Origin of the sequence: Hymenobacter montanus, from assembly GCF_014699115.1 — a bacterium.
In the GTDB taxonomy this organism is placed as follows: Bacteria; Bacteroidota; Bacteroidia; order Cytophagales; family Hymenobacteraceae; genus Hymenobacter; species Hymenobacter montanus.
This window is the reverse complement of record NZ_JACXAD010000030.1, coordinates 1-19,896: the sequence shown is the minus strand read 5'-3', so window position 1 is coordinate 19,896 and position 19,896 is coordinate 1. Positions and strand designations below refer to the sequence as shown.

At 62.5% G+C, this 19,896-nt stretch carries 13 protein-coding genes and 1 pseudogene; 6 read left to right on the top strand and 8 right to left on the bottom strand.

Going from position 1 to position 19,896, the window contains the following annotated elements; genetic code table 11:
- Window positions 1–222: 222 nt before the first annotated feature.
- Window positions 223–2,694, bottom strand: a complete 2,472-nt coding sequence (locus IC235_RS20005; protein WP_191006986.1) for a TonB-dependent receptor domain-containing protein — start codon at window positions 2,692–2,694, stop codon at window positions 223–225.
- Window positions 2,695–3,144: 450 nt separating this feature from the next.
- On the opposite strand from IC235_RS20005, the gene IC235_RS20000 reads away from it, so the two are divergent.
- Both IC235_RS20000 and IC235_RS19995 read left to right on the top strand, forming a co-directional pair.
- Window positions 3,145–4,584, top strand: coding sequence for a PAS domain-containing protein (locus IC235_RS20000; RefSeq protein WP_191006985.1), 1,440 nt, complete (start codon window positions 3,145–3,147; stop codon window positions 4,582–4,584).
- A complete protein-coding gene (locus tag IC235_RS19995; protein WP_191006984.1) occupies window positions 4,581–6,650 on the top strand; it encodes a PAS domain-containing sensor histidine kinase in 2,070 nt (689 codons plus the stop codon). The genes IC235_RS20000 and IC235_RS19995 overlap by 4 nt, the downstream gene beginning before the upstream one ends.
- Window positions 6,651–6,690: 40 nt before the next feature.
- On the opposite strand, the gene IC235_RS19990 is transcribed toward IC235_RS19995, so the two are convergent.
- From IC235_RS19990 to IC235_RS19980, 3 genes are all read right to left on the bottom strand, one after another.
- Window positions 6,691–9,987 (bottom strand): AsmA-like C-terminal region-containing protein, encoded by a 3,297-nt coding sequence (locus IC235_RS19990; RefSeq protein ID WP_191006983.1) that lies wholly within the window; start codon window positions 9,985–9,987, stop codon window positions 6,691–6,693.
- A gap of 371 nt (window positions 9,988–10,358) precedes the next feature.
- On the bottom strand, window positions 10,359–11,828 hold the full coding sequence (locus tag IC235_RS19985) for a sensor histidine kinase (RefSeq protein WP_191006982.1): 1,470 nt from the start codon (window positions 11,826–11,828) through the stop codon (window positions 10,359–10,361).
- Window positions 11,829–12,000: 172 nt separating this feature from the next.
- A complete protein-coding gene (locus tag IC235_RS19980) occupies window positions 12,001–13,356 on the bottom strand; it encodes a sigma-54-dependent transcriptional regulator (protein ID WP_191006981.1) in 1,356 nt (451 codons plus the stop codon).
- A 50-nt stretch (window positions 13,357–13,406) separates the two neighbouring features.
- On the opposite strand from IC235_RS19980, the gene IC235_RS19975 reads away from it, so the two are divergent.
- Window positions 13,407–14,504, top strand: a complete 1,098-nt coding sequence (locus IC235_RS19975) for an AAA family ATPase (RefSeq protein ID WP_191006980.1) — start codon at window positions 13,407–13,409, stop codon at window positions 14,502–14,504.
- A complete protein-coding gene (locus IC235_RS19970) occupies window positions 14,488–15,105 on the top strand; it encodes a hypothetical protein (protein ID WP_191006979.1) in 618 nt (205 codons plus the stop codon). Before IC235_RS19975 ends, IC235_RS19970 begins: the two co-directional genes overlap by 17 nt.
- Here the strand turns inward: IC235_RS19970 and IC235_RS19965 are convergent.
- A complete protein-coding gene (locus IC235_RS19965; RefSeq protein ID WP_191006978.1) occupies window positions 15,102–15,932 on the bottom strand; it encodes an ATP-binding cassette domain-containing protein in 831 nt (276 codons plus the stop codon). The two genes, IC235_RS19970 and IC235_RS19965, sit on opposite strands and share 4 nt — an antisense overlap.
- Window positions 15,933–16,035: 103 nt before the next feature.
- Between IC235_RS19965 and IC235_RS22300 the strand changes: the two genes are divergently transcribed.
- Both IC235_RS22300 and IC235_RS22295 read left to right on the top strand, forming a co-directional pair.
- The gene (locus IC235_RS22300) at window positions 16,036–16,365 is read left to right on the top strand and encodes a hypothetical protein (protein WP_223847442.1); all 330 of its coding nucleotides are present in this window, start codon (window positions 16,036–16,038) and stop codon (window positions 16,363–16,365) included.
- Window positions 16,365–16,631 carry a transposase gene (locus tag IC235_RS22295; RefSeq protein WP_240540755.1) on the top strand — a complete coding sequence of 89 codons (267 nt, stop codon included), beginning with the start codon at window positions 16,365–16,367 and terminating at the stop codon, window positions 16,629–16,631. Before IC235_RS22300 ends, IC235_RS22295 begins: the two co-directional genes overlap by 1 nt.
- A 73-nt stretch (window positions 16,632–16,704) precedes the next feature.
- Here IC235_RS22295 and IC235_RS19955 read toward each other — a convergent pair whose 3' ends face one another.
- From IC235_RS19955 to IC235_RS19945, 3 genes and pseudogenes are all read right to left on the bottom strand, one after another.
- Complete coding sequence (locus tag IC235_RS19955; protein WP_191006977.1) at window positions 16,705–17,481, bottom strand: nitrate ABC transporter permease; 777 nt, start codon at window positions 17,479–17,481, stop codon at window positions 16,705–16,707.
- A gap of 189 nt (window positions 17,482–17,670) precedes the next feature.
- Complete coding sequence (locus IC235_RS19950) at window positions 17,671–19,449, bottom strand: OmpA family protein (protein WP_191006976.1); 1,779 nt, start codon at window positions 19,447–19,449, stop codon at window positions 17,671–17,673.
- A 154-nt stretch (window positions 19,450–19,603) separates the two neighbouring features.
- A pseudogene (locus IC235_RS19945) lies at window positions 19,604–19,896 on the bottom strand (hypothetical protein); the annotation flags it as partial.

The window sequence follows — 19,896 nt, the reverse complement described above, 5'->3', positions numbered from 1 at the left end:
CGGTGACAGCCCAGCGAATCTGTCACCGCTACGCGGCTTGGTGCCATCACCAGCTGGTTGTGCTACAAACCTGTCGCCGCTACGCGGCTTTGCCGCAACTTTGGTGATGTACTAAAATTTTACATTGCCTAAACTATGAGCCTCAACTGGAAGGCATTGCGCCAGTGCTACTTAAGAAATTGGACTGAGTAGCGCTGGCTCGATGCACCGGTAGCGGCCCGGCTATTGCGCCCGGCGGCGCTCATCTTCGGCGCCGCTGTTGCGGCGGGGGGTGCCGGGAACTTTGTCGTTGCCGAACCGCCAGCCGAAGGAGAGCGTCACCACCCGCGAATCGCGGCGTAGGAACAGCTCCTGCCGGTAGTTGTTGTAGACCGAGGTGGCCCGTAAGGGCATGGTGTAGAAGATATCCGTGGCGGCCAGCTTCAGCGTGCCCCGGCGGTCCCACACTTCTTTTTTCAGCCCTGCGCCGACTTGGCCGAAGGGCTGAAACTCGAAAAAACCCACGCGCTGCCGCGAGTCATAGCGGGCATTCAGCTCCGCGCCCCAGCCCTGGCCGAAAGTGAACGTGCTGTTGCTGCTTACGTTGTAGGCGGCCCGGCCGGCCTGCAGCGCGGTGTTGGCCAGGTTGCCCTCGAAGTGGATGTAGTACAGCACCGCGTTGTTGTAGATGCTCAGCCACTTGCCCACGGTGATGGGGGCCGTGAGCGTGAGGGCGGCGTACTGTTGGCGGTCCAGATTGACGTCGGTCGAAACCGTCGTGGTCTCGGTTTCGGGGTAGGCCACGTCCGTGATGGGGTCCTGGGTGACGCTGTAGCTGAGGCCGGCGGTAAATTTCTGGTTGAAGGTGTAGCTCAGCTCGGCGTTGTAGCTGGTTTCGGGGAGCAGGTTGGGATTGCCTCGGCCGGAAGTAGCCGGGTCGATGAGATAGCGGAAGGGGTTGAGCTGCCGATAATTGGGCCGATTGATGCGCCGGCCCAGGGATAGGGCCACTTCGTTCTGCTTACTGAGCGTGTACTTCAGGGCCACGCTGGGGAACAGCTGGTAATAGTCGCGCTGGAAATTATCGGCTTCCACCACTTGCCGGCCGGTGGCGTGAGTTTGCTCGCCGCGCAGGCCAGCCTGCACGTTCAGCTGGTCGACGGTGTGGCTCAGGTTCACGTAAGCGGCGGAGATGAGCTCGTCGTACTGGAAGCGGTTGGTCAGGTTCCGATTGGGAGTGGTTATGCCGTTGCGGGTGTCTTCAAACCGCACGTCGTTGTCGGCGTACACCCGGCTGGCTTTGGCACCGGCTTCCAGGCGGGTTTGGGGGCTGAGCGCCTGGGTGTAGTCCGCCTTCACCGCCTGAATGGTCAGCTCGCTGGTCTGGTCGCTGGCCAGCGTAGCGGCGGGCTGGCCCGACATTTCAAAGAGGGTGGTCTGGCGCTGGGTCCGGTGCGTGGAGTAGCGGGCGTAGTCCGCGTCGGCCGTGAGCTCGGGGCTGCCCGGCGAGCCCGCGCCAAAGGTGTGCTTGAAGTTGACGTTGCCCGTGATATTCGGATTGTTGCCCTCGCTGGTGCTCGGCGCGGTGTAATAATCCGTCACTTGGCCCGTCGCGTCGTAGAAAGTGCTGGTGTTGGAACCCGAGCCGTGCGGATGCGGGTTCGGTACCGCAAACCCCGCCACGACGGCGCCCAGCACGGTATTTTTCGAGAGGTTGACCTCGGCCCCCGCCTTATAAATCAGAAAATGGTCAGTGGAAGTTACCCGGTTACGCTGGTCGCTGGTGCCCTTTAGAATCGAGGCTTCCCCTTGCGATTCGTAGAACGAGCGGTAAGTGTTGCGCACCCCAAAACCCCGCCGGTTGGTGTAAGTGGCCGAAGTAAAGAAGTTAACGCCGGCGCGGCGGTGGTTGGCCGACAAGCTGCCGGTGAACTTACCGTATTCCCCGCGGCCATAGCTGGCGTTCAGGTTGCCGTTGGTACCCAGGCGCTGGTCTTTTTTGAGGTTGATGGCGATGATGCCCGCCCCACCCTGGGCATCGTACTTGGCCGGCGGGTTGGTGATGAGCTCGATGCTCTTGAGCTGGTCGGCGGGCAGGGCGCGCAGGTAGTCGGCCAACTCGGCGCCGGTCATGGGCTGCCGCTTGCCGTCAATGAGCACCAGTAAGCCCTGCCGGCCGCGCAGGGCAAGGTTGTCGCTGGCGTCGACGGTCACGCCCGGGGAGCGGGCCAGCACGTCGAGCGAGGAGTTGCCGGCCGCCAGCGTCGAGCCTTCCACGTTCACCACCGTGCGGTCGGCGAGGCGCTCGAACAGCGGTTTCTGGCCGACGATGGTTACTTCTTTCAAGGCCGTGGCCGCGCTGGTTTGCAGGGTAAAAGCCGGCAGCGTCAGGCCCCCGGCCGGCAGCTCGAAGGGCTCGCTCCAGAAGCGCACGAAGCCCACCTGTGCGGCCGAGAGCCGGTAGCGCCCAGGAGTGGCTCGTTCGAAGTGAAATCTGCCCTGGCTGTCGCTGAACTCCGTTTTTACCACCGTCGAATCGGCGGCCCGGTGCAAGGTGACGGTAGCAAATTCGATGGGTGACCCGGCCGCCGAGCGCACGGCCCCCGCGAGGTTGGCTCCGGTTTGGGCCCAGACTGGGATGCCGGTCAACCAGACCAGGCCCCCCAGCCAGAGGCAAAGTTGTCGGGAGCGGCGCCGAAAGAGTAGAATTGTCATAGTGCAGCAAAGCCAGGTTTGAAAAAGGAGAAAAGATCAGCCGTGAGAAAAAGCCGTTGGGATACTCGTTGGCTTATTCGGGCGGGGAAACTGCGCGAAGCGAATAAGGTTACCGGCGATTGGTCGCTTCGTTACAGGCACCCTGGATTTTTATGGCTTCGCCTATCTGACGGGCCTGAACCAGGGTGCCGGCCCGTGCTACGATTAGCCGTGGCGCGAGCCGAAAGCCGGAACGGCCCTCAGACCCCCGATCCTAGGTAGAGCCGTTCTGTTCCTAACTAATGAGGGCTAGTGACTGCAGCAAGCGTTACGGAGTACCAGCCAGCAGGCACCCAGTTGGCAGGCATTCGGAGGGTTGCCGAGCGGCTGGGATAGTGCCGCGCACTAGTCATCAACGCGAAAGTTTCGTATGCACTACGCCAACCTAGGCCTCGTGCTTATTTTCGTTGCATGCCTGATTCTGCCGCTAGTCTTACCTCTTTCCCCGTTGACCTTCACGCAGCTTTTCCGGCTGACGACTTGCTGGCGATGGTCTGGGATGCGTCGTCGGCGCCCCTGGTACTGTTGCAGCCCGTGTGGGATGAGGGAGGCCGCGAGGTTACCGATTTCACCCTGGCGCTGCTGAACGAGGCGGCCCAGCGCATGCTGGGGCAGCCGGCCCGCCCGGCTTCGACGCATACGCAGCTGTTTCCAAACCTGGCTGCCAACGGTGGGCTCGATTTCTACCGCGAGGTACTGGCGACCGGGCAGCCGGGCCGACGCGAGCTCAAGTACCCACTCGACCAGCTGGAAAACTATTGTTGGGTTTCGGCGCGGCGGGTGGGGCAGGGGTTGCTGGTAAGCTTTACCGGCCCGGCCCCTGAGTTGGGCTCGGCCGGGGAGCTGGCCCTGCGCGCGAGCCAGGCCCGTGAGCACGCGGCCTTGGCCGAAGCCGAACGGCAACGCACCATTTTGCTCGAGACCTTCCTGCAGGCCCCGGCCATGATTTGCATCCTGGCGGGGCCCCAGCACGTGTTTGAGCTGGTGAACCCGCTCTACCAGCAGGCCGTGGGCAACCGGCCGTTGCTGGGCCAGCCCATTCGTGAGGCCCTGCCCGAGCTGGCCGGCCAGCCGGTTTTGGGGCTGCTCGACCAGGTGTACACCACTGGCGAAACCTTTCGCGCCAACGAAATGCCGGTGCAGTTCGACCACGCTCCGTGCCAGGAGCTGGAAATGCGGTATTACAATTTTATCTACCAGCCCCGGCGCGATGCCCGCGAAGAGGTCGACGCCATCATCGTCCTGGCCTACGAGGTAACCGAGCAGGTGCGGGCGCAGCAGCAAGCCGCCGAGAGCAAGCGCCAAGCCACCGTCGCCAACCAGGAGCTGGCCACCGCCAACGAAGAGCTGCAGGCCACTAACGAGGAACTCCGGGCCGCCAACGGCGACTTGTTCGTCACTCAGCTGACGCTGCAGGAGCTAAACCAGGAGCTTGAAGCCCGGGTGGCCGACCGCACCTCGCGGCTGCGCTCGGCCCAGGCCGAGGCCGAGCGCCAACGCGCCCGCCTGGAGCGGTTTTTTATGCAGGCTCCGGCCGCCATCTGCATTCTCGACGGGCCCGATCTGGTGTTTGAGCTGGTGAACCCCGGGTATCAGGCCCTGTTTCCGGGGCGCCAGCTGGCGGGCCGCCCCTTGCTGAAGGCCCTACCTGAACTAGCCGGCCACGCCGTGTGGAGTTCGCTGCACCGGGTATACGAAACGGGGGCCACCCATTACGAAGAAGGCATCCTGATTCCGGTGGCCCGCCGCGAGGGGGGGCGCTCGAAGAGCTTTACTTCAACTACATTCAGCAGGCGCGGTACGACGAGAGCGGGCGGATTGACGGCATCCTCGTTTTTGCCTTTGAGGTGACCGAGCAGGTGCGGGCCCGCCACCGTAGCGAGGCTTTGCAGGCCCAAGCCCTGCAGAATGCCGAGCAGTTAGTGCGACAGCGCGAAACCCTGTACCAGGTATTCGAGCAAACCCCCGCCAGCGTGGCCATCCTGCGCGGGCCCGAGCATCGCTTCGACTACGTGAATCCCGGTTACCAGGCCCTGTTTCCGGGCCGCACGCTGCTGGGGTTGCCCTTGGTTGCGGCCTTGCCCGAAGCCGCAGAGTTCGGTTTTTTGGCCTTGCTCGACCGGGTGTACGCGACCGGCGAGCCCTTCTTTGGCACCGAGCTGCCCTTGCAAGTGCGCGACGAAGCCGGTAACCGCTTGCCCGAAGCGTACTTCACCTTCACCTACCAAGCCTACCAGGAGGCCGGGGCCACGGTGGGCGTTTCCATCTTTGCCTTCGACGTAACCGAGCAGGTGCTGGCTCGTCGCCGCACCGAGCAAATGCAGGCCCAGGCCTTGCTGGCGGCCGAGCAACTGGTGCGGCAGCGCGAAACCCTGCACCAGGTATTTGAGCAGACCCCGGCCCTGGTGTTCATCGCCCGCGGCCCCGACCACCGGATAGACTACGTGAACCCCGCCTACCAGGCCCTGTTCCCGGGCCGTGAACTGGTGGGCCGGCCCACTGCCGATGCCATTCCCGAGGCGGTGGAACACGGGTTCATTGCCTTGCTCGATCAGGTGTACACCACCAACACGCCGTATTATGGCAACGAAGTACTGGCCAACGCGTCGGACCCGGAAGACCAAATGGCGCTCCGCTACCTGAACTTTACCTACCAGGCCTACCAGGAAAATGGGGTGACCGTGGGGGTATCATCCTTTGCGTTTGACGTGAGTGAGCAGGTGCAGGCCCGCCAGCAGGCCACGGCCCTGCAGGCCGAGGTGAGCCGCCGCGATGCCCAGCTGCAGGATTTCTTCGAGCAGGCCCCGGTGGCTATTGCCGTGTTGCGCGGCTCTGAGTTCATGGTGGAGCTGGCCAACCCCGCCATGTGCGCCCTATGGGGGCACACCCGCGAGGAAGTGCTGGGCAAGCCCATGTTCGTTGGCATGCCCGAGCTGCGGGGGCAGGGCTTCGAACAGCTGCTGGAGGGCGTACTGGCCACCGGTGAGGCCTACGCGACCCAGGAAAAGCCCGCGCAGCTGCGGCGCAACGGCCAGTCGCAAACTGTGTACCTGAATTTCGTGTACCAGCCCCTGCGCGACAGTGAAGGCCAGATTACCGGCGTGGCCGTGGTGGCCACCGACGTAAGCGAGCAGGTTGCGGCCCGCCAACTCCTGGCCCTGGCCAACGCCGAGCTCACCGCGGCTAACCAAGCCGTGAGCGCCCGCAACGAGGAGCTGGCCGCCGCCAACCAGCAGCTGACCCGCACCAACCAGGACCTTGACAACTTTGTGTACGCGGCCTCGCACGACCTTAAGCAGCCGGTCAACAACCTGGCCGGGCTCTTCGACGAGCTACGCCACGCCGCTGTTTTCAGCGACCCCGACGAAGAGGCCGTGCTGGTGCCTATGGTCGACGAGGCCCTGCGGCAGCTCGCTACCACCATCAACGACCTAGCCGCCGTGGGCCAGGTGCAGCGCCTGCCCGGCCTGCCCGCCGAAACCGTGGCCCTGGACGAACTAACCCAGGAGGTGCTCCACACGCTCGATCCCCAGGTGTACGCCGCGCGCGCGCGCGTCACCACCGATTTCACCGCCCGCCCCACCATCACCTACGCCCGGGCCAGCCTGCGCACCATCCTGCTCAACCTGCTCAGCAACGCCCTCAAGTACGCCGACCCGAGCCGGCCCGCCCGGGTGCACCTCTCCACGTGGGTGCAGGAAGACCGCCCCGTGCTGCTGGTCGAAGACAACGGCCTGGGCTTCGACGTGCAGCGGCACCGCAACGAGCTGTTTCACCTCTTCCGCCGTTTTCACGACCATACCGAGGGCACGGGCGTAGGCCTCTACCTTATTAACCGCATCGTGCAAAGCAACGGCGGCCGCCTGGAGGTGGAAAGTGAAGTAGGGGAGGGGACGACGTTTCGGGTGTTTCTGTGAGCAGCCCGACCTGCCGGGGTGCCCTGCTTCCGGCTGGTGTTCAGCGCCCCAGGCGTACGGTGGTGTCGAGGCGCTGCGTAAGTAATAGGTGGCGACACTCCTGGCGCAGGGCGGCCTGCTCCTGGTGCTGCTCTTCTTTCTGAAACAAGCGCACTTTGTATTTCTCGTGGGGCGCCGTGCGGCGCAGGTTCAGGTAGGTGAGCCGGCGGTTGGCGTTGCGCTTCGGCTCGCCGTCCTGAATACGCTGGATGCGCTTGGTGTTGTTGCCGAACAGCGCCTGCAGGGGCTTCAAGCCAACGAACAGGTTGGTGCTTCCATCCAGGCTGTAGCGGCCACATAGCTCCAGGCTGCTGAGGTTGCTGTTCAGGCGCAAGCCGGGGATGAGCAGCTGCCCCTGCGTCAGAATGAACGCGCTGCTCACGGGCTCGAAGTACAAGTGGCTGGTCCGCTCGGCCTTCATCATTTTCAGGGCCTCCATCAGGGCCTCCACGTTCAGCAGCTCCAGGTCGCTAATGTCCGTTTTCAGGTAACCCACCGTTTGCTTCAAGCTGGGCAGGAAGGCCGCGTCCAGGTCGGTGCGGATGTCCGCCACGCCGTGCAGGCTACCCCGGATGTTGTCGCCCCCCAGTACGGTAAAGCCCAAAGCCGTGGCGGTGGTAAACAGGGCCGACAGCTGCACGCCTTCCAGGCGCAGCACCGCCTGGGTAGGGTGGTGGTTACGATCGGCCGTGTTGATGATCAGCCCGCGTAAACTCAGTCGTCCTTGCAGGGCGTCCAGGGTGCAATCATCGAGCCGGGCCTGGCCGTCGAGCAGGTGCGACACCAGCCGAAACCGGCTGCCGCGGATGGCCCCGTAGTGCACCTGGTCGGCTTCGACGCGCAGCACGGCGCTGAGCACCCCGCCCGAAATAAGGGAGGTGTTGGTGGGCGATTGCAGCCGCAGGGCTTGGCGACTGGCCCGGCGCGTGGCCCGGGCCACGGTTTGAGCCGGCGATAGCGAGTCGGCGGTCGTGGTGAGGCCGGCAATCATGGCCAGCAGGCTTTGTACGTCGAGGCTCGCGTAGCGCAGGGTCACGTCGGCATCGGCCGCCACGAGGCGCAGGTTTTCTACCTGGGCCGTGGCCGTGGCCTCGCCGCGGCCCCCCTGCGGCGTCTGAAAGCGAAAGAACGGCACGCGCACCGTTGAGCCCGTTTTTTCCAGCCGCAGCTGCACTTGGTCCAAGCTTTCATCGGTGGGCAGCTGCACCCGGCCGATGGTTACGTCGAGCCGACCATTGGCGGCCAGCAGCAAATTGTGGAGGGCTGGCAGGGCGGCTCGGGCCTTGCCCGTCCGCCGGGCCTGCTGCTCGGGGGTGGCCAAGGGGCGGGCCAGCCGGGCCATAAACTGCCGGTAGTTGATGGCAGCGAAGTGCACCCCTAGCTGGTACTGCACGGGCGCTACCCGGTTGTCGGGGTCCGTGGGCCATTCCAGGTAGCCGCGCACCGCCCCCCCCCACATTTGGCCGGCCAGGTTGCGCAGCCGCAGCCGGTGGCCATCGTGGCGTACGGTCACGGCCAACTGGCTGAGGGTGTCGGTGGCCAGCACCAGGCGTTGGCAGCGCAGGTCTACGTCCAGGAGCAGGCCCGCTGGAATCAGCTCGCTACCCAAAGTGGCGGCCAGTTGGACTTTGTTGAGGGGCGCCCGGGCCGGCTTGGCGACGCTCAAGGGCGAAAACCCCGGCCGGTCGGGCCGGGGCACGGGCCGCAGGAGGGTGCGCAGGCTGGCCACGCGCAACTCGTCCACAGCAAACTCCCCGCTGATGCGAGCCGAGGGCTGTTCGCCGGTTAAGTAATCAACCAGGTGGGTGGTCACGGCCGAAGCCTTAAACCGCATACCGTTGAGCAGCCCGGAGGCATTAGACAGTTGCCAGAAGCTGTCTTGCAGACCCACCCGCACATCCAGCTCGGAGATGTCGGCTCCGCGCGCGGGCAGCACCAGGGAGGCTCCGTGCAGGGCCACGACTCCGCGCACCGACAAGCTTTTCTGCAGGCGGCGCAAGTTCGACCGGGTACCCGCTGCGGGCAGCAGGCCGCGCAGCCGCACGTTGATGTCGGCAATGCCCTGCCGGGCCCGCCAGCGGCCGGGCGAAACCACTGCCGCTAACTCGCGCAGCTCGGTGCGTCCCCGCAGGCGTCCAATCAGGAAGGGGCGGGTGAAATCGCGCAGGGTCAGGGCCGCGTCGAGCTGCCCCGCCGAGGAGTAGATGCGGCAGTGCTGCAGCGCCAGCACCGTGGATTGGACGCTGTGCGCGGGGCCGTTGTCGTAGGTGCCCTGTAAATCCCAACGGCTGATGCGGCGGGCGTCCGACCAGCGCAAGGTGGCCCCGCGGAGCCCGAACGTCAGCACGTTGCGGGGGCTGATGGTGGGGCCGCTCAAGCCCGTAATGGTATAGTGAATGTGCGCCTTGCTGGGGCTGGTGGCGCCGGCCAGGTAAGGCGCGAGGCGCGAGGGTAGGGCCGCGCGCAGCACTTCGGTAAGCGGCTGGTTGCCTACGAAGCGCAGTTTCAATAGGGTGCCCCGCGGCTGTTGGGGATCCACGGTGTGGGTGCCGCTAACCCGAATGGTGTCGCCGTTGAGGGTGGCGCGGGTGTTCCAGAGTAAACCCTGCCGCTCGCCAAACGTGTATTTGTAGTGCACCCAGGCCCGTACCGGCTCGCGCTCAAACAGAGTGCCGGCCTTGGTGCGCAGGTAGCTCAGTTGCCCGTCGAGGGTGCCGGCCACCCGCAGGATGCCCTGCCGCAGCCCGGCCGTGAGCCGCGCCTGCCGTACCTGAGCGCCAAACTGGCTGTGCGCGTACGCATTGTGCGAACTCATGCGAAAGTTATTGACCAGCAGCTCATCCAGTTCCAGATTGAGGGTTGGGGGGGCGCCCGTGCCTTTGGGGCGCTTGCCTCGCAGGCCCCAGGAGTGGCCGAGGGAATCGACCCGTTCCCGAAAATCAACATCCGTAATCACCAGCCGGGTAACGCGTACCTGGTCGCGCAGCAGGTTAAGCAAGTCCAGCCGCAGGTCGGCGCGCCCCACCCGCAGCACCGGCACGGGCTGCTGATAGGCGGTGTCAGTCAGGCTCAGGTGTTGAATCGAAGCGGTGAGGTGCGGGAAGTCGCGCCAAGGGGATAGCTCGACCTCGAAAGGAGCCAGCACCAGCGCCGAGTTATGGGTCAGCGCCCGGCGAATGAATTCCACCACCCGGCGACGCACAAAGTCACCGCCCAGCACCCACCCCCCCAGGGCTGCTCCCAGCACCCCCAGCAGCAGTCCCAGTGCCAGTACTCGTCGCAAAGGAAACTGTTTCATAGAATAGTGCCGCTATCACCAGTTAAACAGCGGTATACCGCTGCGCACAGTTAAGCAAAGTAGTACAGCACCCGCGAAAATCCGACCGGTGACAGTGCGTCACTTGCGAACAGCGAATTACGCCTCGGCCGCTGCCCCCTCGTCGGCGGGCGTAGAGGCTTTATACGCATCGGCGTACTTGACGTCTGTCCAGCTAATACGCAGCCCTAATAACTTCGTAAACAGTCGAATTATTATCTGCCGTTACGCTCTTCAGCCCCCAAATGGTTGACTGCGCTTCCAAAAGATCGGGGCCAGCTGACTACGAGGTGAATAGCTGGTCTAGTAAGTTATTGATAGGCAGCTTTTTTAGCCGCGCTGGCTTTCGTATACTACCCTGCCTCCACTGCCGCCAGGGGCAGGGTAAACAAAAAGCGGCTGCCCCGGCCGTTGGCCGGCTGACTCTCGACCCACAGCTGGCCCCCTTGGGCGCCAATGAATTCGCGCGAAATACTCAGCCCTAAGCCGGAGCTTCCCCCCGGTGCCGGGTGGCCCGGCACGCTCGCAAACCGCTGGAAAATGCGCTTGTGGTACTCCACCGGAATGCCGGGACCGCAGTCTTCCACGCTCACGCGCACCATTTCGCCCCATTGCAGCACCCGAATGGTGAGGGGCGCCCCCAGGGGCGAATACCGGATGGCATTTGAGAGCAGATTGATGAGGACCCAGGTGGTTTTTTCCACGTCGCCGTGGACCTCGGGCAGCCCTTCCGGCACGTGAGTGGCCAACTGTAGCTGCTTGTCGGATAGCTGGGGCTGTACGGTTTGGGTGGCGTAGTGGATGACTTCGGCCAGCCGCATGGGCTGCACGTTGAGCTTGATGCCCGCGCCCGCGTCGAGGCGGGCCACGTCGATGAGCTGACCCACCATGCTGAGCAGCCGCTGGGTTTCTTCCCCAATGCCGGCAGCCAGGCGTTGGCGCTCCGCGGCGGCGGTGCGCTCGTCTTGCAGCAGCAGCAGGCTGAGTTTGATGCTGGCCAGGGGTGTTTTCAACTCGTGCGAGATGGTGGCCAGAAAAGTCGACTTCACTTCGTCCAGCTTCTTAAACCCGGATACGTTGCGTAAGCAGAGGATGTGGCCCCCGGAAGCAGACTGGTTGGCGCGGTCCAGGGCGGTAATAGGGCTGATGCTGAGCTGGTAGTGCGGCGCCTCGCCCTTGTGCGGGAAAGTGAAGACGGGATCGGGGACGGCATCACCAGCCAGGTTGGCTTCGGCCAGGGGCACCAGCAGCGCCCGCAGCAGTTCATTGTGCTGCGCCACGGTCTCGGCCGCGTGGCCCAGCAACTCGGTTTGGGCCAATCCGAGCAGGTCGCAAGCCACAGGATTGGCCAGGACGATGGTTTTTTGCTCATCCAGCAGCAGCAGGCCCTCATCGAGGCTGCGCACGAGGCTGTCCATACGGTTGCGCTCGGTGAAAAGCTCGGCCAGGGTGCGGCGGCGCTCGTCCTGCGCCTGACTTAGGACGCGGTTCACGGCCGTGGCCACCGTGCCTACTTCGTCGCGCCCGCCCACGGCCACGCGGGTGGCGGGGCCGGGGCCGGCCACTCGCTCCATGTCGACGGTGAGCCGGCGCAGGGGCCGCACCACCATGCGCGGGAGCCGTACCATCACGGTGACCCCCACTGCCGTGCCAGCCGCCAGGAAAGCGAGCACCACCGAGCGTGCCAAAGTGAAATCGGCCGGCTCGAGGCCGTGGGCGCCGTGCTTCAGGTGGCTGATAGTGAAGAAGGTATAACCACCTAGGCCCAGCAGCAGTAGCACCAGCACCAGGATGTTGAGGCGAATTTTTAGTTTGAGAGACATGGCAACGAGGGGCCTCACCCCCTAGCCCCTCTCCGGGGAGAGGGGGAACTAGCTCTAAATTTTAGGAGCTAGCTATGAGAGGGTTATGTTAAAAAATAGACCTTGCGTGAAACTAGAAACTAGTTCCCCCTCTCCACTGGAGAGGGGGCTAGGGGGTGAGGCTGCCGGAGCATTACTCCAGCTCATATTCCTGCAGCTTGCGGTACAGGGTCGTCAGCCCGATGCCCAGGCGCTTGGCTACTTCCGGCTTGTTGCCCTCCAGCTCGCCCATCAGCTTGCCGATGTGGCGGGCTTCCAGCGCCCGCAGGCTGTCGTCGGCGGTGCCGGGGCGGGCCGGCCGGTTGAGGGCGTGGAACTCATCGGGCAGGAAATCGGCGGCCAGCGGCTCCCCGGCGGGGGCCAGGATGGCGGCGCGCTCCAGCACGTTCTTCAGCTCGCGCACGTTGCCGGGCCAGGCGTAGTGCTGTAAGAGCTGCAGGCACTCGGGAGCAAGCCCGGGCAGGCGCTTACTGAGCCGGGCGGCGAAGTACTGCAGGAAGTGCCGGGCCAGCGGGAGCACGTCAGCGGGCCGGTCTTTGAGCGGCGGCACGTTGATGGTGAACACCGACAAGCGGTAGTACAAGTCGGGCCGGAACCGGCCCTCGGCTGCTTCCTGCTTGAGGTTGCGGTTGGTGGCGGCCACCAGGCGGATGTTCACCGTGGTGGGTTTGGTGTCGCCGAGCTTGGTGAACTGCTGCATCTCGAGCACCCGCAGAAATTTAGCCTGTACGTTGAGTTCCAACTCGCCGATTTCGTCCAGAAACAGGGTGCCGCCGTTGGCTTCTTCCAGCAGGCCCTTCTTGTCGGTGAGCGCGCCGGTGAAGGCCCCCTTCCTGTAGCCAAACAGCTCCGACTCGAGCAAATCCTTCGGGAAGGCGCTGCAGTTGACGGCCACGAAAGCCTTGCCCCGGCGTCCGCTGGCCTGGTGAATGGCCTGGGCAAAGAGCTCCTTGCCGCTGCCCGTAGGCCCTTCCAGCAGCACCGTCGAGTCGGTGGGGGCCACTTGCTGGGCCAGCTTCTGCACCCGCTTGAGCTCCGGCGATTCGCCAATCATAGCCTCGAACGTATAGTGTTGGCCCACGCGGCGTTCCAGCTCGGTCACGCGCTTTTTCAGGCGGGATTTTTCGGCGGCGCGGTCCACTACCACCACCAGCTGTTGCTCAAAATCGCCCTTGGTGAGGTAATCAAAGGCCCCTAGCTTCATGGCCTTCACGCCGTCGGGAATGGTGCCGTAGGCGGTGAGCAGCACTACCTCGGCATCGGGCGCGGCCGCTTTGTAGCGGGGCAGCAGATCTACGCCGTGGCCATCGGGCAGTTTCACGTCGGAAAGCACCAGCAGTACGTCGTCGGCGTGTTGCTGGAGCAGCTCCAGGCCGCGGTGGGCATCGGGTGCTTGCAGCACGGTGTAGCCTTCCAGCTCCAGCACCTGGGCCAGCAGCTGGCGGAGGCGGGTTTCGTCGTCGATGATGAGCAGGGTACCGGTGGGCATTATTATAGGAAGGATTAGCCGAATGGGGCCGCAATTACGTAGTTTTGGCTATGCTAAAGCGCCTCCACCTCAAGAATTTTACTGTTTTCGCCGATGCCGACTTTGAGTTCGTGCAGGGGCTGAATGTGATTGTCGGAACTAACGGCACTGGTAAAAGCCATGTGCTGAAGCTAGGGTATGTAGCTGCTCGGGTGACGGCAAGAATTTTGGGTGATGAAATCTTAGCACCAGGGCCCCGTAATTGGGAGGTCTACTTATCCCAACGCCTGAAAGACGTTTTGCAACCAGAAGAACTAGGAAAGCTCGTGCGATGGGGAACGGAAAAGAATCCGGCTTCAATAACTGCTGAATTCAAAGGCTCTTCTATTGAAAATCTTGTTTTTAATTTTTTGTCTACTGCTAAAAATCCTACCCCGGGCGGTAAGCAGCCTGTCAGCGTAAAAAAATATCCGAAGCAAACCGATTTATCTCGTGCCATTTTTATTCCACCTAAAGAGGTACTCACTTTGGCATGGTTACGGGCAATTTATGAAAAGCGTCTCCTACCAATAGATGATACTTATCCTTCGCTTCTAGATTTGCTAAATGAAATCCCTCTGCGTGAGTTAAACCCAGTTGCCTCAAAAGCCCTGAAATCGCTGGAGAGAATTTTAGGTGGTCGGATAGAATTGGAAGGGGAGAGATTTTATTTGATTTCCAATTCAGGGCGCTTAGAAATGAATATGGTTGCTGAAGGTATTCGCAAATTTGCAATGTTGGAAAGGTTACTGCGCAATGGTGTATTAACACCTGAGAATGTGCTTTTCTGGGATGAACCCGAGGCTAACTTAAACCCTAAGCTGCTGCGAGAAATGGCAACGGTATTAGCTGAATTAGCACGCCAAGGATTTCAAATAATTTTAGCCACGCACAGTATGGGTTTGCTAAAAGAATTTCACATCCTGTCGCGACAGAAAGACGCTAAGCTGCTGCCGATAAAGTATTTTGGGTTGAACGCGCAGCCCGGGTATTCTACCACCGTTGTTACTGCCCATAACTTTGAGTATTTGCCTGATGTGGTTGCGCTAGAAGTTGAGCTAGAACAAGCCGATGACTTAGAAGAGATTTTCGTTCGGGAAGACCAGGAGCGCCATGCCGAAAATCGTTGAGAAAAACAAGGAAACGGGTGAATGCTTGGTATTTGATTTTCCATCAAATTGGAAGGTAGTAAAGTATGACCAAGAGGAAGATTCATCCATAGATGAAGAAGCGGGCTTTTATCGGCGCATTATCTTAGGAGAAGAATCGGCCGATGATGATGCACAAGGTATTCGGGCAATGGATATTGTATGCCGACTGCCTGGTAAACCTAAGCGTCTTCAACTTATTGAAGTAAAGGACGACCGAAAGCGAAAAATAGCGAAGGGTGACCGTGAGACTGAGCTTTATAAAACGCTCCTATTGAAAACCGTCGGTACGCTAGCTGGCCTGACCTTGGCCGAGCGTTTAGGCGATGATTCGTTGCGGCCGATGGCTTGTATGACGCAGAAGCCAGCTATCGAGGTGATTCTATTTTTAATTGAACCACCAGAAGAACCAGTTCCTATTGTTGGTAGCAAGCGTACGTTGCGCCGACTCGTACATCAACAGCTCAAAACCACGTTAGACCAGCGGCTATCTGCGGCCTTGAATAGATGGGGTCTGCTGTTCACTCTTTACAATCTTTCCAACCGTCTTCCACCTGATTGGCAAGTACGCGAGATTCGCTAACTCCCCCGAATCTCATTCTTGATGTGCTCCACGAACTGCCCAAACACCGGCTCGGCTTCCACGTTTTCGTGCCAGGCGAGGCCCATTTCGGCCAGGTTGTACTGGTGCTGGGGGCTGATGGTGGCGCCCGGCACGAGGGCCCCGGCCGCGTCGCGCTCGTAGCCCAATAGCCAGAGGCGGTCGGCCAGGGCGGTGGTGGTCACGATGTCGTGGGAGACGATGATGACGGTGTTCAGCTCGTCCATGGTTGTCACCTCGATTATTATTTTCTTCACCTCGTCAATCATGGCCACGTCGAGCCCGGAGAAGGGCTCATCGAGCAGAATCAGGTGTTCGGAGCAGAGCAGCTGCTGGGCAATGGCGGCCCGCTGCCGCTGCCCGCCCGAGAGCTGGGCCGGGTACTTCCGGCGGTGGGGCGCGAGGCAGAACCGCTCCAGGTAGGCATCGACGTGCTGGCGGGCCGCCGCGGGGGCATGCTTACGCGCGGCGGCCAGCAGCAGGTTATCGTACAGGGTGCGGTGGTTAAATAGCGGGTAGCGCTGCTGCACGAAGCCAACCATTCCGGGCAGCACGGCTTGCTGGGCCGGGCCCACTGCCACGGTGCCCGCGCTGGGCGCAATCAGCCCCGCCATGATGCGGCACAGCACCGACTTGCCGATGCCCGAGCGGCCGTAGAAGCCCAATACCTGGCCCTGGCTCATACCCGGACGGGTTACGTCGAGGATTTGGGCGCTGATGTCGCGCAGAACGACTTCGCCCTCGAAGGCCATGGAGATGCCGCTTAGAGTGAGGATGGGGTCTTTGTAATCGTAGGTATGAGCAGTCATAGCAGTAGCGTGGACTCTGCGAGTCCGCGAGTAAAGGGATTGAAGACGGGTGGTGCAACGCGCGGACTCGCAGAGTCCACGCTACGGGGGCTATCTTGCCCTTGTGTCGAACTTGATTTACTATAAGCGGAATCTGCCTCATCGCTTGCCGGCGGGCGAGGCGATTTTTCTCACGTTTCGGCTAGCGGGCAGCCTGCCCCGCGAGGTGATAGCCCAGCTTCAGGCCGAAACGGACTTGGGCCTAAATCGCCTCACGTTAGATTCCGCCCAGGCCTACGCCGAGCAGAAAAAATACTTCGGGTGCTTCGACACACAGCTGGCTAAGGGGGAGTTCGGCCCGACGTGGCTGCGGCACCCTGCTATCGCGGGGCTGGTGGCGCAGTCGCTGCATTACTTTCATGGAAAAACTACGACTTGCGCTGCTATTGCCTGATGCCAAACCATGTCCATATGGTAGTGGAGTTGCCGGAGACCGCCCCACCCCTGATTAGGACTATGCAGCGATTGAAGGGGTATACCGCCACGCAAGCCAACAAGCTGCTGGCCCGCAGCGGGACATTTTGGCAGCCCGAGAGCTATGACCATGTAGTCCGCCCGGGAGAGTTAGAGCGCATCATCAACTACGTGCTAGAGAACCCAGTGAAAGCCGGCTTAGTAGATGAGTGGGGGCAATGGCCGCACACGTACCTAGCCCCGTAACGCGGACTTTGCGAGTCCGCGAGTAAACGATAATTCAACTACTGCTGCCCACCCCAGCCCTCAATAGAGGCCATTACTTGGCCACAGAAAGTTGAGCGTAGGGAAAGAAGACGCGTCGGAGCAGAGAGAAGACATAGTCCTGGGTGGCGCCGGTGGCCAGAATCACGAGCTGAATGGCCAGCACGCCGTCCAGGTGCAGGTAGCGGTTCTGCTTGTAAAGCAGCAGGCCGATGCCGCCCTCGGACTGATACAGGGTCTCGACCAGCGTGATCAGGGTCCAGATGATGGCGAAGTTCTGGCGCACAACCTCGAGCATGTCGGCCAGCTTGCCACGCACAACTACTTCCAGAAAGCTGCGCCACTCGCCCATGCCCAGGGTGCGGGCGTGGTCCATTTCTTCCTGGGAGGTGCTGAGCATGACGCTGGTCATGCCCGTGACCAGGTAGACGGTGGCGGCGAAGACGAGGACGGCGAGCTTGACCTGGTGGCCGGAGCTGAGCAGCAGGGCCATGAAGAAGGTCAGGCCGGTCAGGGTGAGGTAGCGCATCTTGGAGGCGGCATAGGCCAGGGGGCGGAAGAAGGGCAGGGCGGTGAGGTAGGCCAGCAGCAGGGCCAGCAGGGTGGCCAGGGCCAGGGCGCCGAGGGCGCAGGTGAGGCTGGCCCAGAGTTCTTGGAGCAGGCCCTGGGTGGTGAGCAGGTCTTGCAGGGCGGCGAGGACCTCGCCCAGGCTGGGGAAGAGTTGCAGGGGGTAGAACAGCCACAGCAGCAGCAAGAGCAGGACCTGGCACCCGACCATGGGCAGGAAGACCGCTGGGCGCGGCTTGGCATTAGGGGAGAACAGCTCTTTCATGGCGAAGAGGACCGCCCGGTCTCCATTCGCTACTGGCCGAGAAGTCGACCAAGCGGGGAAGCGGGACGGGAATGTTAAAGGATGGTCAGCCTGCTTAGTGAAAATACGGCGGGGGTAAGCTGGTCTTTCCCGCCGTGGCTTCCTGCTCTCGCCCGCGGAGCGGAAGCCACGGTGGGAAAGGCGGCGGGCTTAGTTACCGAGGACGATTTCGACGCGCCGGTTCTGGGCCTTGCCGGCCGCAGTGGCGTTGCTGACCAGCGGCTCGCTGGCCCCGTGGGCATAGACCTGGATCCGCCCCTCGGGGAACGCACTCGGGCTCTTGGCTTCCAGCCAGCGGCGCACGGCCATCGCCCGGTCCTCGGACAGCTGCTGGTTGGCCTGCGGGTCGCCCGCGTTGTCGGTGTGCCCGTGCACGGCCACCTTCAGGCCCCCGGCCACGACCAGGTCGTCAAACAAGCTGCGCAGCTGCCGCTCGGCCTCGGGGGTGAAGGTGCTCTGGCCCGAGTGGAAGGCGATGTGCCAGGCGCGCTTGCTGACCGGGCGGCGGATCTCCTCGCCCGCGGCGAAAGGCTGGCCCTCGGCCGGGGCCACGGCCTTACCCTGGTAGCGGGCCTGCAGCGCGCGCAACGGGGCCAGGTCCAGCATCTGCTCCAGGGGCACGTAGCTCGGCAGCTCCTTGGGGTAGAGCTTGCTCTGCACATCCCCAAAAGCCTTGTAGACCGACGCGTAGATGTTGGTGCCCCCCGGGTTGAGCCCGAACAAGGTCAGGTTGTCGGCAAAGTTGAACACCTTGCTGCCCCCGAGCTCGACGACCTGGCCCGTGCGGTCGGCCTCGGCCACGCCCAGGTAGTACTTGCGCCAGTAATCCCCCGGCTTGTCGGCGTCGCCATACACGGCGGCCGAGATGTCGGCGGCGCGGGCCAGGGCCTCGGGGTGGGCCTTGACCTGGTCGGCGGCCTGGGCGAAGGCCAGCATCAGGCCCTCGACCTGTTTGGGATGGGCGTCGTACCAGCGCTTGGTGGTGACCAGGATGTTGGGCATCTGGTTGGAGTAGTCCTTGGTCGAGACGATGCTCACCAGCCCGCCCTTCTGGCGGGCGATGTTCACGTCGCCCGGGGTCCAGGTAGCCACGGCGTCGGCCACCACGTCGACCATGACGCCGGTGTTCTTGCCCTCGACGACCTTAGCGCGCTGTTCGGGTTTGCCCAGGATGTACTTTTCGGCGGCGACGAGGAAGTCAGCGGCGGCCATGAAGTTGACGGCCTGGGGGTCATAGGTGGTTTCGTCGGGGTTGACCTTGAGGCCGTTGTCGGCGCACCACTTCAGGGCGATGTTCTGGTCGCCGTCGCGCAGGTAGCAGGCGATGGTTTTGCCCAGGGCCAGCTTGGGGTTGTCGAGCCATTGTTTGGGACCCATGAGCTTGTCTTCGCCGAAGGACTTGCCGACGCTGTAGGGGATGAGCTGGAGCTGGGTGCCGGCTTTGTGGAGCTGTTGCTGGACGGCGGAGAAGGCGGGCAGGCCGTCGCCCATGATGCTGACGAGCAGGCCGGGGGTGTTGGGGTTTTGTTGCAGGTCGAGGGCGTTTTTGACCAGGTCGGCCTGCATCTTGCTCACGTCGTCCTGGCGCAGGATGCGCAGGTCGATGCCGTGGGCGGCCATGGCCGAGCCGGCGGTGGTGCGGGGTCCGCCGTTGGCGAGCATGGCGGCCATCTGGCTGTTCCAGGCCATGACTTCCCAAGTCAGGGGGGTGCCTGTGGCGGCGGGGGTGGCGGAGGGCAGCGGGGCCAGGGGCACGACGGTGTTCACCCCGGAGGTGCCGCTGGCCGTCGGCAGCTCGATCGAGGTGAGCAGCACCGACTCCGTCGCCGCTTTCTTGAATATAGCGCCACTGGAAATTAGCTTGTTGATTCCGAAGTAAAGAGCGACTACGAGAAGTGCTCCGATTAATATTTTACCGCGAGTGGTCATTTTAATTAAGACAATGAGGGTGGAACGCCCTATGGGCGCAGGTTTTAGTGATAATGTGGATTGTGGCAGCCTTGCAGTCTGTCATGCCAAGCGGCTCAGCTCATGGACATTGGACATTGTTGCCAAGGCATTGGCCTACGCTACCTCCAGGATGCTACTCAAGCAGGCTGGAATAAGCATCATCGGAAGCTTTCCTAGTGGCGACGATGCCTGGCTGCGCCTGCGGCTTTTCGTTGAGCACGGCATTAAAGTCGCCGTTTTGGTATTTGGCGAGGAGCCGCTGCCCTTTCTCGCTCATGACGCCGTTCTGGATGTCCATCTCCTTGACGAACGCCTGGCTGTAGCGCATGGCCTGCTTGATCTGGCCCAACTGCTGGGCCATGTCCTGGGCCACGCGGTCGGTGGCCAGGTCGAAGAAGTACTTCTTGTCCGGATCCCCGCGCAGGA